Origin of the sequence: Achromobacter sp. Root565, from assembly GCF_001427425.1 — a bacterium.
Taxonomy (GTDB): Bacteria; Pseudomonadota; Gammaproteobacteria; order Burkholderiales; family Burkholderiaceae_B; genus Achromobacter; species Achromobacter spanius_D.
Window position 1 is genome coordinate 1,771,374 of record NZ_LMGO01000001.1, and the last position, 13,904, is coordinate 1,785,277.

Genomic DNA, 13,904 nt, shown 5'->3' on the forward strand with positions numbered 1-13,904 from the left:
GAGTCGCGCCCAGATGCGGCCAGAGTTAATATGTATTTCAAATACACGTTCAAACCCGCAACGCGGCGCACCCTGCGCGCACTGGCCACACCATGAGCACTCTGCTTTCCATTGAAGAACCCGCAAAGAAGCCGCGCCCCGCGCCGCCCGAATGGCGCGCGTTCACCGAAATGGGTTTCCGCCCGCTATACCTCGCGGGCTGTTTTTGGGCCCTCGTGTCCGTGTTGCTGTGGGTGCATGCGCCGGCGCGCCTGACCGGCGTGCTGAACGGCATGTTCTGGCATGCGCATGAAATGCTCTGGGGCTTTGTCGCCACCATTGCCGTGGGTTTCCTGCTGACGGCAGGCGCCAACTGGACGGGCAAGAACCCGCTGCGCGGCAACCCCCTTGCGGCCTTGTGCGGGCTATGGATCGTGGCGCGTGTGGGCTATCTGGTGCCAGGGCGTCCGGCCTTTGCCGTTGCAGCGGCTGCCGACCTGCTCTTTTTCCTGTGGGCGGCCGGGGCGCTGGGACGCGCCGTCGCCGTCACCCGCAACCAGCGCAACTACGGCGTTCCCTTGCTGCTGCTGGCGCTGGGCGCGACCAACGGGCTGTATCTGTGGGCGACCGTCCAGGGCGACTACGTCACGCTGATGCGCTTTTTCAACGCCGGCCTGCTATCGATGGCCGTGCTGACCCTGCTGATCGCACGGCGGGTCATGCCCTTCTTCGCCAAGCGCGCCGTCGCTGGCCTGGACATTCCGCCCCACACCAAGAGCGGCCATTGGCAGCTTGGGCTTGGCGTTGTCGCCATCACCTGCCTGCTGGCCGGGGTGCAGCAGGTCGCCGCGGCGGCACTGGCGGCCAGCGGCGTGATCGCGCTGGTGCAGTGGGTGTCCTGGAAGCCGTGGGCCGTGCGCCGCGTGCCGCTTCTGTGGATTCTCTATGCCGGTTATCTGGGCCTGGGCATCGGGCTGCTGGTGGGCGCGGCCCAGTTGGCGGGTTTCGTCGTCCGGCAGGCATGGCCGGCCCACGTCATTGGCGTGGCGGGGTTTTCGGTGCTGATTCTGGGCATGGTGACGCGCACCGCGCTCGGCCACCTGGGCCGGCCGCTGCACACGGACCGCAGCATGGTCGTGAGCTACGCGCTGATGATCCTGGCGGCGTTGCTGCGGCTGGCGGCGCTGTTGCCAACGGCCGCCACGCTGGGCCTGCTGCATGCGTCGGCCACGGCGTGGGCGCTGGCCTTGGGACTGTACCTGTGGCGGTTCTTCCCGATGATGATCCGCCCCCGCGCTGACGCGGCGGCCAAGCAGGCGGCGCCGGTCATGCGGGTGATGCCGGTGTCGCGCCCCAAAAGCTGAGACGCGTCACGACCGCTGCATCAGGAACGATCTTCGCGCCGCTCCATCGCGGCGACTTCGCGGCGCATGGCCTTGAGCCACGCCTTGAGCAGCGATTCATCCGAGAACTGCATGACCTCGTGCTCCAGTTCCTGGATGTACTCCTGGATATCCTTGAGGTCGTCGTCCAGTTCGCCCATCACCGCGTCCGGTTCGAACGTGGCGAACGGGTCCAGTTCGTAGCGCAGCTTGAAGCCTTCCTCGGCGAACTGCACCTGGCTCAGCACGTCGTCGAGCTGGGTGGCGAGCACCGTGTTGGTCTCTTGCAGCCGATCATCCGGGATGCCGGCCGCGGCCTGCACTTCGGCACGCAGGGCGGGGTCCTGGGCGGACTGAGCCTGGCGCGCGCGTTCGGCTTCTTGCAAGGCCTGCCACGCGACGGGGTTCGTCACGGCCGGAATCTTGACGACGCGCGCGTATTCCAGCAGTTCTTCGGCGTCTTCGTCGTCGTACTGGTCCTGGATGATCTGCAGCAGTTGCATGGGCGACATCGAGGCCAGGTCGGCAACGTCCAGATCCAGCGCATCGGCCAGTTCCTGGCCCGCGCTTTCGGTCAGTTCAGCCAGGTTGGCGTCGTAGTCCGACCCACGGTGTTTCTTGTAGAGCGTCTTGAGGCGCGCGGTGTCGCAACCGGCAGGCAGATCGCTCTTGGTTGCCAGCACCAGCAGCTCTTCCGAAAACTCCGTGACCAGTTCGGAGACGAATTCGCGCTCGGCCTTGGACAGGCCCATTTCCTTGTACGCATGGTCAAAGCACAGCACCAGCTTGTAACGAAGCTGGTTGAGCTTTTCTTCGAGCGGCCGCAACGTCTCGGTGTACTTGCGCTGGTAATCGGCTTCAATCGACTGCCATTGCGCCAACCGGGCCCGTTCGGCCGCCAGCCGTTCCTGCTGGCGTTCGCATAATTCACGCTGACTTTCGAAGGATTCTTTGCTCATGACCCACTCCTCTTGCAAACCGGGGTATTGAAAACAGCCGCCACTCTAAACGATACGCGCAAACCCTTCTTGAAAATCAGCGTCAATAACGCTAATCATTATTATTAATATAGAATCTCGGCTGTCCGCTATCCCCTTGCCTGGCAGCCCTGATGTCCCTGCGCTTCCTTGCGGGCCCCACCCCCTCACGCAAACGCCTGATCCTGATCGCGGCCGCCCTGGCGCTGGCCCTGCTGATCGGTGCGGCGGTCTGGCTGGCGGGCAATAAAGGCCCGGCCGCTCCTCCTCCCCCCAACTATGGGAAGCTTCCCGTCGCGGTGAGCGTCGCCGCCGCGCGCACCGGCCCGTTGCAGCGCGACTTGCACGCGCTGGGCACCATCACGCCGCTGGCGCAGGTGACCGTGCGCAGCCAGGTCGATGGCGAGCTGATCAAGCTGCACTACACCGAAGGCCAGGCCGTGGCGCAAGGCCAGTTGCTTGCCGAGATCGACCCGCGTCCCTTCCAGACCGCGCTGGCGTCCGCCGAAGGCGAATTGGCGCAGACGCAGGCGTTGCTGGACAACGCCGAAGCGGACCTGCGGCGCTATCGCAAGCTGGCGCGGCAAGAAGCCGTGGCGGGCCAGCAGCTTGATACCGCCGAGGCGCAGGTGCGGATGTACACCGCACAGCGCCAGAAGAACCAGGCGCAGGTCGCCGACGCCCGCCGCCTGCTTAGCCACACACGCATCGTGGCGCCGCACGCCGGTCGTGTGGGCTTGCGGCGCGTGGATGCCGGCAACCACGTGCGCGCCGCGGACGCCGACGGGCTGACCACGCTGGTGCAGATGGCGCCCACGTCGGCCCTGTTCAGCATCCCGGAGACCCGCCTGGACATCCTGCGCCAGGCGCAGGCGAAAACGCCCGTGCTGCGCGTGCAGGCCTGGGACGCCGATGAACGCCGCATTCTGGCCGAAGGCACGCTCGAGGCGCTGGACAACCGCATCCAGGCGGCCAGCGGCACGGTGCGGCTGCGCGCCCGCTTCGACAATGCCGACGAGTCGCTGTTTCCCAACCAGTTCGTGAACATCCGGCTGGCCGTCGTGCAGCAGGATGATGTCGTGACCATACCCACCGCCGCGGTGCAATTCGGCTCCGAAGGGTCGTTCGTATTCGTCATCGGCGACGACAATCGGGCGACCCGCCGCGTGCTGGAACTGGGTCCGGCGAACGCGGGCCGCATCGTGGTGCTGGCGGGCCTGGCCGCCGACGAGCGCGTCGTGGTCGAAGGCGTGGACCGGCTGCACGATGGACGCGACGTGCAGATCGTCGACGCGCCACGCCAGGACAAGGAACCCGCATGAGCCTGTCACGCCCCTTCATTCTGCGCCCGGTCGCCACGTCCTTTCTCATGATCGCGCTGCTGCTGTCGGGCATCCTGGCCTGGCGCCTGCTGCCCGTGGCGGCGCTGCCGCAGGTCGACTATCCCATCATCCAGGTCACCACGCAGTATCCCGGCGCCAGTCCCAACGTCACGGCGCGCGCGGTCACCGCGCCGCTGGAACGGCGCTTCGGGCAGATACCGGGTCTGAAGCAGATGTCGTCCACCAGCGGCAGCGGCATCTCGGTCATCACGCTGCAGTTTGCGCTGGACGTGCCGCTGGGCGTGGCCGAACAAGAGGTGCAGGCGGCCATCAGCGCCAGCGATTCGCTGCTGCCCAACGAACTGCCCACCCCGCCCGTCTATCGCAAGGTCAACCCGGCGGACGTGCCGATCCTGACGCTGGCCGTCACATCGGATTCCCTGCCGCTGCCCAAGGTCTACGATCTGGTGGACACGCGCATGACGCAGCGGCTATCGCAGTTGTCGGGCGTGGGCATGGTCAGCCTGGCGGGCGGACAGCGCCCGGCCGTACGCGTGCAGGTCAATCCGATGGCGCTGGCCGCGCGCGGCCTGCAGTTGTCGGACGTGCAGGAGGCGATCGCCAAGGCCAATTCCAATCAGCCCAAGGGCAGTTTTGACGGCCCCGTGCGGTCCGTCATCATGGACGCCAACGACCAGTTGCAAAGCGCCGAGGAGTACCGCGAGCTGATCGTCGCCTGGAAAAATGGCGCGCCGGTGCGGCTGGGTCAGATTGCGACGGTGGAGGACGGCGCCGAGGACCGCTACCTGGCCGCGTGGGTCGACAAGCAGCCCGCCGTGCTGGTGAACATCCAGCGCCAGCCCGGGGCCAACGTCATTGCCGTGGCCGATCAGGTCAAGGCGCTGCTGCCGCAACTGACCGCCAGCCTGCCCGCCGCCGCGCAAGTGCGCATCCTGACCGACCGCACCGAGAGCATCCGCGCCTCGGTGCGCGGCGTGCAATGGGAACTGGCGTTTGCCGTGGGGCTGGTGGTGCTGGTGACCTTCCTGTTCCTGCGTAACCTGCCCGCCACGCTGATTCCCAGCCTGGCCGTGCCGCTGTCCCTGATCGGCACCTTCGGCTTCATGTACCTGGCCGGTTTTTCCACCAACAACCTGACCTTGATGGCGCTGACCATTGGCGCGGGCTTCGTGGTCGACGACGCCATCGTCATGCTGGAGAACATCGCACGCTACCGCGAACAAGGCCACAGCCCGATGGCGGCCGCGCTCAAGGGTGCGGGGCAGATCGGCTTCACGCTGGTGTCGCTGACCCTGTCGCTGATCGCGGTGCTGATTCCGCTGCTGTTCATGGAAGACGTGGTGGGCCGGCTGTTCCGAGAGTTCGCCATTACGTTGGCCGTCGCCATTTTGATATCGCTGGCCGTCTCGCTGACGCTGACGCCCATGATGTGCGCACGCCTGCTGCCGGCGCACGAGCCGTCGCGTCCCGGCCTGCTGGATCGCTTGCAGGTGCGCTACGCCGGCTGGCTGGACGTGACCCTGCGCCACCAGCGGCTGACGCTGCTGGCGATGCTGGCGACCGTGGTGCTGACCGGGCTGCTGTATCTGGCGGTGCCCAAAGGATTCTTTCCGGCGCAGGACGGCGGCGTGCTGCAAGGCGTGACGCAGTCCGCGCAGAGCACGTCGTTTGACGCCATGTCGCGCCGCCAGCAGGCGGTGGCGGAAAGCCTGCTGGCCGATCCCGACGTCGCCACCCTGTCGTCCTTCATCGGCATCGACGGCATGAACGCCACGCTGAACACGGGCCGTCTGCTGATCAACCTGAAGCCCTGGAACGAACGCAGCGCGCCGCTAGCGGACATCATGGCGCGGCTGGACGCCCGAGCGCGCGACGTGAACGGCATCTCGCTCTATTTGCAACCCGTGCAGGAGCTGAACATCGAAGACCGCGTCAGCCGCGGCCAGTATCAATTCAGCCTGACCTCACCCGACAGCGCGCTGCTGTCGCGCTGGACCACCGCGCTGATGCAGCGGCTGGCCCAGGCGCCCCAGTTGGCCGACGTGTCTTCCGATTTGCAGGGCGGCGGCCGGCAGGCCTATCTGGAGGTCTCGCGCGACGCCGCCGCGCGCCTGGGCGTCACGATGGACGATGTGGCGCAGGCGCTGTACAACGCGTTCGGCCAGCGTCAGGTCGCCACGCTGTTCACGCAGTCCAACCAGTACCGTGTGGTGCTGGAAGTGGACCGGACGATGGCGACCAGTCCCGAGGCTCTGGAACGCATCCACCTGCAGACGGAAAACGGGCAGGCCATTCCTTTGTCGGCCTTGGCCAGCGTCAGCGAGCGGGCTGCGCCGCTGGCCGTGAATCACCTGTCGCAGTTCCCCGCAGTGAACCTGTCCTTCAACCTGCCGCCGGGCGGATCGCTGGGCGAAGCCATTGCCGCCATTGAAGCCGCCAAGCAGGACATCGGCATGCCCGAGAGCGTCGAACTGCGGCTGCAAGGCGCGGCGTCTGCCTTCGAGGCGTCGCTGTCCAACACGTTGTGGCTAATGCTGGCCGCGGTGGTGACCATGTACCTGGTGCTGGGCATGCTGTACGAAAGCGCCATCCACCCGATCACCATCCTGTCCACCTTGCCCTCGGCCACCGTCGGCGCGCTGCTGGCGCTGCTGATCACCGGCCGGCCGCTGGACCTGATCGCCGTCATCGGCATCATTCTGCTGATCGGGCTGGTCAAGAAGAACGGCATCATGATGGTCGATTTTGCGCTGGAGGCCGAGCGCACGCGCGGCCTGGACCCGCAGGCCGCCATCCGCGAGGCCGCGCTGCTGCGCCTGCGCCCCATCCTGATGACCACGCTGGCCGCGCTATTTGGCGCGCTGCCGCTGATGCTGGCGACAGGCTCCGGCGCCGAACTGCGCCAGCCGCTCGGTTGGGTCATGGTCGGCGGGCTGCTCGTCAGCCAGGTGCTGACGCTGTTCACCACGCCCGCCGTGTACCTGTTCTTTCACCGTCTGGGCCACCGGCGCGCTGAGGCCGCGCCGGCACCCAACGCCGAAGGCCCGGTGAAATGATCCGGGCGTTGCTGCACCGGCCGGTCGCCTGCATTTTTCTGGCGCTGGCGCTGACGCTGCTGGGGGCCGTGGCGTGGCGCCTGCTGCCGGTGGCGCCGTTGCCGCAGGTGGACTTTCCGACCATCGAAGTACGCGCCGACCTGCCAGGCGCCAGCCCCGAAAGCATGGCCAGCACCGTCGCCGCGCCGCTGGAGCGGGCGCTGGGCAGCATCGCGGGCGTCAGTTCCATGAGCTCGTCCAGCAACCAGGGCTCGACGCGCGTGCAGCTTCAGTTTGACCTGGACCGCAACATCGACGAAGCCGCCCGCGACGTGCAGGCCGCCATCAACGCCGCACGCGCTGAACTGCCGGCGGGCATGCCGGGCAACCCCAGCTATCGCAAGGTCAATCCGTCGCAGGCGCCCATCATGGCGCTGGCGCTCAGTTCCGCCACGCGGCCCGCTGGCCAGCTCTACGACCTCGGTTCCACCGTGCTGGCGCAGAAGCTCTCGCAGATCAGTGGTGTGGGCGAAGTGACGATGGGCGGCAGCTCGCTGCCGGCCGTGCGCGTTCAGGTCAATCCGAACGCGCTGGCGCATTATGGCGTGGCGCTGGACGACGTGCGCGAGGCGATTTCAAACGCCGCCCCGATGGGCCCGCAAGGGCAGCTCGATTCGGCCGGTCAGCGCTGGGAAGTCGGAACCCCCGAGCAGCCGCGCCGCGCGCAGGACTACGACAGCCTCATCGTGCGGTACCAGGACGGCGGCGTGATCCGGCTGTCGCAGGTGGCGCGCGTCAGCGACTCGGTCGAGAACCGCTACAGCAGCGGCTTTCACAACCGCAATCCGGCGGTGGTGCTGACCATCAGCCGGCAGCCGGGCTCGAACATCATCGAAACCATCGACGCCATCAACCAGGCCCTGCCGGGCCTGCGCCAGCTGATGCCGGCCGACGTCGACCTGACGGTCGCGCTGGACCGCTCACCGGGCATCAAGGCGACCCTGCGTGAAGCGCACATCACGCTGGCGCTGGCCGCCGGGCTGGTCATCCTGGTGGTGTGGCTGTTCCTCGGCAATGCCCGTGCGGCCGCGATTCCCAGCGTGGCGATTCCGGTCTGCCTGATCGCCACTTTTGCCGTCATGTACGCGTGGGGGTTTTCGCTGAACAACCTGTCGCTGATGGCGCTGATCGTGGCTGCCGGGCTGGTGGTGGACGACGCCATCGTCGTGCTGGAAAACATCTCTCGCCACCTGGAGCGCGGCCTCACGCCAGTCAAGGCCGCGCTGCGCGGCGTGCGTGAGGTCGGCTTTACGCTGGTGGCCATGACCGTCGCGCTGAGCGTCGTGTTCGTGTCGATCCTGTTCATGGGCGGCCTGGTGGAGCGGCTGTTCCGCGAGTTCTCGATCACGCTGGTGGCCGCCACCGTCATCTCGTTGATCGTGTCGGTGGCCATCATTCCGGCGCTGTGCGCGCGCTGGCTGCGGCCCGTCAGCCACGTCGCGGCCAAGCCGTCGCGCATGCAGGCGGTGTTTGCCCGTATCCACGACTGGTATGGCGTGTCGCTGTCGCGCGTGCTTGGCCACGCGCGCCTGACGTTGCTGCTGCTGGCCGGTGTCGTCGGGCTGAACGTCTATCTGTATGTCCAGGCGCCCAAGGGCTTTCTGCCGGTGCAGGACACCGGCCAGCTCATGGGCTTTGTACGCGGCGACGACGGATTTTCCTTTCAGGTCATGCAGCCCAAGATCGACCAGTACCGACAACTTGTGCTCAAGCACCCGGCCGTCGACGACGTCATCGGCTACAACGGCGGCGGCTTGGGCATCAGCAACTCGCTGTTCCTCATCCGCTTGAAACCCGCCGCCGAACGCAAGGAGTCGTCCACCGAGGTCATCAACTGGATGCGCACGAACGCGCCTGCGGTGCCGGGCGGCATGTTCTTTCTGAACGTGGACCAGGACCTGCGCATGCCCGGCGGCTTTGGCAATTCCGGCGACCATGAACTGGCGATCATGGCCAGCGACGTGCCGGCGCTGCGGGAATGGGCGCGCAAGATCTCGAAGGCGATGCAGGAGATCCCCGAGCTGCGCGATGTCGACGCACAAGGCGACGGCGCGACGCAGCAGGTCGTGATCGACATCGACCGCAGCGCGGCGCAGCGCCTGGGCGTGGACATGGACACCATCAGCAGCGTGCTGAGCAATTCGTTCAGCCAGCGCCAGGTGGCCACGTTGTACGACGCGATGAACCAGTACCGCGTCGTGCTGGAACTGGACCCCCGCTACACCGAAGATCCTGAAGTGCTGGAACAGGTGCACGTGGTGGCCGCCGATGGCACCCGCGTGCCGCTGACCGCGTTCGCCACCTACGACAACGGCCTGGTCAACGACCGTGTCTACCACGACGGCCTGTTCGCCGCGGTGTGGGTTGGATTCTCGCTAGCGCCGGGCGTGTCGCTGGAACAGGGCCTGGCCGCCATCGACGCCGCGACCGCCAAGCTGATGGTGCCCTCGTCTATCCAGACCCGCCTGGGCGGCGATGCGCGCAACTTCCAGCAAAGCCTGCAGGACCAGCCCTGGCTGATCCTGGGGGTGCTGGTCGCCATCTATCTGGTGTTGGGCATTTTGTACGAAAGCCCCCTGCACCCGCTGACGATCCTGTCCACGCTGCCATCGGCCGGTGTCGGCGCGCTGCTGGCGCTGCGGCTGGCAGGCATCGAGTTCACGCTGATCGCGCTGCTGGGACTGTTTCTGCTGGTGGGAATCGTCATGAAGAACGCCATCCTGATGATCGACTTCGCCCTCAGCCTGGAGCGGCGTGAAAACCTGACGCCCGAGCAGGCCATCCACCGCGCCGCCATGCTGCGCCTGCGGCCCATCGTCATGACCAACCTGGCGGGGCTCCTGGGCGCCCTGCCCCTGGTGCTCGGCATGGGCGAAGGGTCGGAACTGCGCCGCCCGCTGGGCGTCGCCATCGTCGGCGGGTTGATGATCAGTCAGTTTTTGACGCTGTATACGACGCCGATCGTCTATCTGGCGCTGGAGCGCTTGCGCCAGCTGGGCTGGCGCCGCCGCACCGCCTGACCGGCGCGGTCTGCCGGGCTGGGCACCCCCCCGTATCTTCCCGCTAGCCGGAAAATAAAAAGCTCAATAGAATCAGTTGGCACGCTGACGCAACCCGCCCGATCCGGTCCGGCGATTTTTCCCGCCGCCGGGGACTGCGCTGCTGCCCGCGATGCCGGCGCGACCGCAACGACACTGTCGCCGCCGAGCTTTCCAGCCTTCGCGGTGCGGGCACCATCGGGCCGTCACCGGGGACTTGCAGTTTGGCCTCTGACAGACCTGGTGCCCAATGTGGCCGGTGACTTGTTTGAATCGACTGCTGCTGACCGGCGTGCTGTGCCTGGGCGGTTGCGTGCAGGTGGGCCCCGACTTCGAGCCTCAGCGTGTCGACTGGTCCAGCCAGTGGGACACGCCGGCGCTGCAACAGGCCACCGTGGAAGGCTTCCAGCCGGACGCCCGGCAGTGGTGGCGCATCTTTGACGACCCCGTTCTTGAATCCCTGATCGCGCAAGCCGACACGCACAATCCCGGCGTGCAGGTGGCCGGCCTGCAGATCATGGAGGCGCGCGCCCAGTTGGGCATCGCCCGCAGCGGGCTGTATCCGCAATCCCAGATCGTCGGCGCGGACGCGCTTTACCAGCATCGGTCGTCACGTTCCTCGGAAGGCAATCCGCGTCCCAGCAGTTTCTGGCAATACAGCGCGGGCTTCAGCATCGGCTGGGAGCTGGATTTCTGGGGCCGCTTCAGCCGCGCCATCGAGTCGGCGGACGCCGCCTACTTCGCGACCGAGGCCAATCGCGAAGACGTATTGGTGCTGCTGCACGCGCAGGTCGCCGAAAGCTATTACGCGCTGCGCACGGCCGAGGCGCGGCTGCGCATTGCCCGCGACAATGCGGCCATCCAGAAGCGCAGCTACGAAATCACCGAGCGCCTCTTCAACAGCGGCGAGACCGACGAACTGGACCTGCAGCAGGCGCGCACGCAATACCTCGGCACGCTCAGCACCATCCCCGAATTCGAAAGCCAGATCGCGCGCACCCGCAACGCGCTGGCGGTGCTGGTAGGCAAGCCGCCCGGCCCGATGCCCGAACTGCCCAACCTGGCGGCCCGGGAGGCCGTGATCCCGCTGATTGACCGGGCCGTGCTGCAGGACGTGCCGGCCAACCTGCTGCTGCGGCGTCCCGACATCCGGGCTGCCGAGCTGCGGATCGCGGCGCAGTCCGCGCAGGTGGGCGTGGCCAAGGCGGACCTCTACCCCTCGTTGACACTGCTGGGCAGCATCGCCTGGACCGCCACATCGCTGGCCGGCACGTCGGGCGGCGCGGCGCTGTTTGCCGGTCCCAGCCTGACCTGGAACGTGTTCGACCACGGCCGGATCACCAACACGGTGCGGCTGCAGGACGCGCGGCTGCAGCAGCTCATCGTCATCTACCAGGACGCCGTGCGCCAGGCCGCGCGCGAAGCCGACGACGCCGCGACGGGACTGATCAAGGCGTTGGAGCGCGACGGCATCCTCTACGACTCCGCGCTGGCGGCCAAGCGCTCGTTGACGCTGGCGACCGCGCTGTACCGCGAGGGCTATTCCGACTTTCAACGGGTGCTGGACGCCCAGCGCGCGCTGGCGACGCAGCAGGACACCTATCTGGTGAACCGGGGCAACGCCGTGCGTGACCTGATCGCGCTGTACAAGGCGGTGGGCGGCGGCTGGTACAGCGACCAGCCGGTCATCGATCCCGCCACGCGAGACCAGATGCAGCGGCGCACCAACTGGGGCGACCTGCTGTCCGAAGCCGGGCGGCCTGCCCCGGTGTCCGCGATTTCCAAGACCACGAGGCGACCCGATGACTAGCCCCAGGCCTGCGGCACCGACGGCCAGCGCCGCGTCCGCGGCGAGCGCTGCCACGCCGGCCCGTACTGCGCCGTCCGAGCCACCTCCCCCGTCGCCCCCACCGCCGGCCGCCCCGCCGCCCCCCGCGGATCCCGCCAAAAAGGGTGTCCGCTGGGTCCTCGTGGTGATCGTCATCAGCCTCGTCTGGTATCTGCTTGCGGACCGCTACACGCCGTACACGCAGCAGGCGCGGGTGGAGGCCTTCGTGGTGCCGGTGGCGTCCGAGGTGGCGGGCCGGGTGACGCAGGTTCATGTGCGCAACAACCAGGATGTGAAGTCGGGCGCCGTGCTGTTCGACATCGACCCCGAACACTACCGCATTGCGCTTGACCGCGCCCGGGCCGACCTGGACGCCACGCGCCGCCAGATCGGCGCCGGTACAGCCGGCATCGACTCGGCGCAGGCGTCCCTGCGCGCGGCGCAAGCCAACGAAGTCCGCGCGCGCCAGGACAGCACCCGCCTCGAGCGCCTATACCGCGATGACCGCGGCACGATCTCGCTGCGCCGTCTGGAGATTGCGCGGGCCAATCTGGCGCAGGCGGTCAGCCAGGTCGCGGCCGCGCGGGCCGAAGTGCAGCGGGCGCGCGAGCAGGAAGGCGGCAGCGAGGAAGACAACGCCAAGCTGCGCAGCGCCGCCGCCGCAGTCGAAAAGGCCGAACTGGACCTGGCCAACACGAAGGTGCGCGCGCCCGCCGCCGGCCTGGTCACCGACCTGCGCACCGACGCCGGCCAATTCGCGGCGGCGGGCAAGCCCGTGATGACGTTGATCGCCATTCACGACGTATGGATCAACGCGGAAATGACCGAGAACAACCTGGGGTACGTCGATCCCGGCACCCCGGTTGCGATCATCCTGGACGCGCTGCCCGGGCGGGTGTTCGAAGGCCGCGTGCGCAGCGTGGGCTATGGCGTGAACGTCGGCACGCCCACGCAGCCCGGCAGCCTGCCGACCGTGCAGAACAGCCGCGACTGGCTGCGGCCCGCCCAACGCTTTCCGGTCGCCATTGACCTCGATCCCGGACAGCTCCCCTCCCTGCGCGGCATCCGGGTGGGGGGACAGGCCGAAGTGATGGCGTTTCCGCATCCCGGCAATCCGCTCAACCCCCTCGGCCGTTTGTATCTGCGGCTGATGAGCTGGCTTTCCTATGCCTACTGACGCCACTCCCGCCCCGCGCGACCCCCGCAGCCAGCGCGCCCTGCGCCTGGGCGTGGGAACGGCGCTCTGCCTGGCCATCAGCTTTGGTCTGGACATGCCGATCCCGATGATCGCGCCGGTGCTCGGGGTGTTCCTGCTAGTGCAGATGAACCGGCCGCTATCGCCGAAGGCCGGACTGGGCCTGGCGCTGGTGGCGCTGTTCACCACGGGCAGCGGCCTGCTGCTGATCCCGCTGCTGCGGTACTACCCCGGCGGCGGCGTGCTGATTGTCGGCCTGTGCCTGTTCCTGGCGTTCCGCCACGGGCTACGCGGCGGCAACAACCTGGTGTCGACGTTCCTGATCATCGGCGTGACCATGATTTCGGCGGCCGGCACCCTAGACTTCGGCCTGGCGGTGACGGTGATCGAGGCGCTGGTCAAGGCCCTGCTGCTGGCCGCGCTGGTGCTGGGCGTCTGCCACGCCCTGTTTCCCGAACCGCCCGGCCAGCCGGCGCCGCCGCCCCCGCCTGTCCTGCCCGCCGCCGAGGCCAGCCGCATGGCTCTGCGCGCGGCGCTGGTCGTGCTGCCGGCCTTTCTGCTGGCGATGACCGATCCGCTGGGCTACATGCCCATCATCCTGAAGGCGGTCAGCCTGGGCCGCCAAAGCTGCGTCACGGCGGCGCATGGCGCGGCGCGCGAGATACTGGGTTCGACGCTGCTGGCCGGCCTGCTTGCGGTGGCATTCTGGCTTGCCCTGCGACCATTCCCCAGCCTGTGGATGTACTTCCTGTGGATGCTGCTGTTCGCGCTGGTGATGGCCCGCAAGCTGTATCGGCTAAGTCCCACGCCGCATCCGCCCAGCTTCTGGCTGAACACCCTGATCACGCTGATCATCCTCCTGGGCCAGTCGGTGCAGGACAGCGTGGCGGGCAAGGACGTCTACACCGCCTTCGCCGTGCGCATGGGCCTGTTCATCGCCGTCACCCTGTATGCCTGCCTGATGCTGCAGTTGCTGGAACCCCGGCCGCGCGCACCGCGCAAGCCGGGGGTCTTTTCCTTGCGCCGCCGGTTCACGAACCTTTGACCCACATGCCTTGAATCCTTAC

The 13,904-nt window shown here is 67.6% G+C and carries 8 protein-coding genes; 7 read left to right on the forward strand and 1 reads right to left on the reverse strand.

Annotated features, from left to right (window positions below; translation table 11 throughout):
* The first annotated feature begins 92 nt into the window (after positions 1-92).
* Entirely contained in the window at positions 93-1,343 is a 1,251-nt protein-coding gene (locus ASD71_RS07925) for an NnrS family protein (RefSeq protein ID WP_056561760.1), read from the forward strand.
* Between the two features lie 20 nt (positions 1,344-1,363).
* On the opposite strand, the gene ASD71_RS07930 is transcribed toward ASD71_RS07925, so the two are convergent.
* Positions 1,364-2,320 carry a hypothetical protein gene (locus ASD71_RS07930; RefSeq protein ID WP_056561761.1) on the reverse strand — a complete coding sequence of 319 codons (957 nt, stop codon included), beginning with the start codon at positions 2,318-2,320 and terminating at the stop codon, positions 1,364-1,366.
* 152 nt (positions 2,321-2,472) lie between these two features.
* On the opposite strand from ASD71_RS07930, the gene ASD71_RS07935 reads away from it, so the two are divergent.
* From ASD71_RS07935 to ASD71_RS07960, 6 genes are all read left to right on the forward strand, one after another.
* Positions 2,473-3,660: an efflux RND transporter periplasmic adaptor subunit gene (locus ASD71_RS07935; RefSeq protein ID WP_056561763.1), complete on the forward strand. Its 1,188-nt coding sequence runs from the start codon at positions 2,473-2,475 to the stop codon at positions 3,658-3,660.
* The gene (locus ASD71_RS07940; protein ID WP_056561766.1) at positions 3,657-6,737 is read left to right on the forward strand and encodes a multidrug efflux RND transporter permease subunit; all 3,081 of its coding nucleotides are present in this window, start codon (positions 3,657-3,659) and stop codon (positions 6,735-6,737) included. Before ASD71_RS07935 ends, ASD71_RS07940 begins: the two co-directional genes overlap by 4 nt.
* Positions 6,734-9,796 carry an efflux RND transporter permease subunit gene (locus tag ASD71_RS07945; protein WP_056561768.1) on the forward strand — a complete coding sequence of 1,021 codons (3,063 nt, stop codon included), beginning with the start codon at positions 6,734-6,736 and terminating at the stop codon, positions 9,794-9,796. Before ASD71_RS07940 ends, ASD71_RS07945 begins: the two co-directional genes overlap by 4 nt.
* A 268-nt stretch (positions 9,797-10,064) precedes the next feature.
* Positions 10,065-11,624, forward strand: a complete 1,560-nt coding sequence (locus ASD71_RS07950; RefSeq protein ID WP_056561772.1) for an efflux transporter outer membrane subunit — start codon at positions 10,065-10,067, stop codon at positions 11,622-11,624.
* A gap of 160 nt (positions 11,625-11,784) precedes the next feature.
* Positions 11,785-12,819 (forward strand): HlyD family secretion protein, encoded by a 1,035-nt coding sequence (locus tag ASD71_RS07955; protein ID WP_235512044.1) that lies wholly within the window; start codon positions 11,785-11,787, stop codon positions 12,817-12,819.
* On the forward strand, positions 12,809-13,882 hold the full coding sequence (locus tag ASD71_RS07960; RefSeq protein ID WP_056561774.1) for a DUF2955 domain-containing protein: 1,074 nt from the start codon (positions 12,809-12,811) through the stop codon (positions 13,880-13,882). The genes ASD71_RS07955 and ASD71_RS07960 overlap by 11 nt, the downstream gene beginning before the upstream one ends.
* Positions 13,883-13,904 lie beyond the last annotated feature (22 nt).

Coding starts and splice junctions, on each gene's coding strand:
- ASD71_RS07950 (WP_056561772.1), top strand. CDS start 10,065: ATGTGGCCGGTGACTTGTTTGAATCGACTGCTGCTGACCGGCGTGCTG.
- ASD71_RS07935 (WP_056561763.1), top strand. CDS start 2,473: ATGTCCCTGCGCTTCCTTGCGGGCCCCACCCCCTCACGCAAACGCCTG.
- ASD71_RS07925 (WP_056561760.1), top strand. CDS start 93: ATGAGCACTCTGCTTTCCATTGAAGAACCCGCAAAGAAGCCGCGCCCC.
- ASD71_RS07945 (WP_056561768.1), top strand. CDS start 6,734: ATGATCCGGGCGTTGCTGCACCGGCCGGTCGCCTGCATTTTTCTGGCG.
- ASD71_RS07960 (WP_056561774.1), top strand. CDS start 12,809: ATGCCTACTGACGCCACTCCCGCCCCGCGCGACCCCCGCAGCCAGCGC.
- ASD71_RS07940 (WP_056561766.1), top strand. CDS start 3,657: ATGAGCCTGTCACGCCCCTTCATTCTGCGCCCGGTCGCCACGTCCTTT.
- ASD71_RS07930 (WP_056561761.1), bottom strand. CDS start 2,320: ATGAGCAAAGAATCCTTCGAAAGTCAGCGTGAATTATGCGAACGCCAG.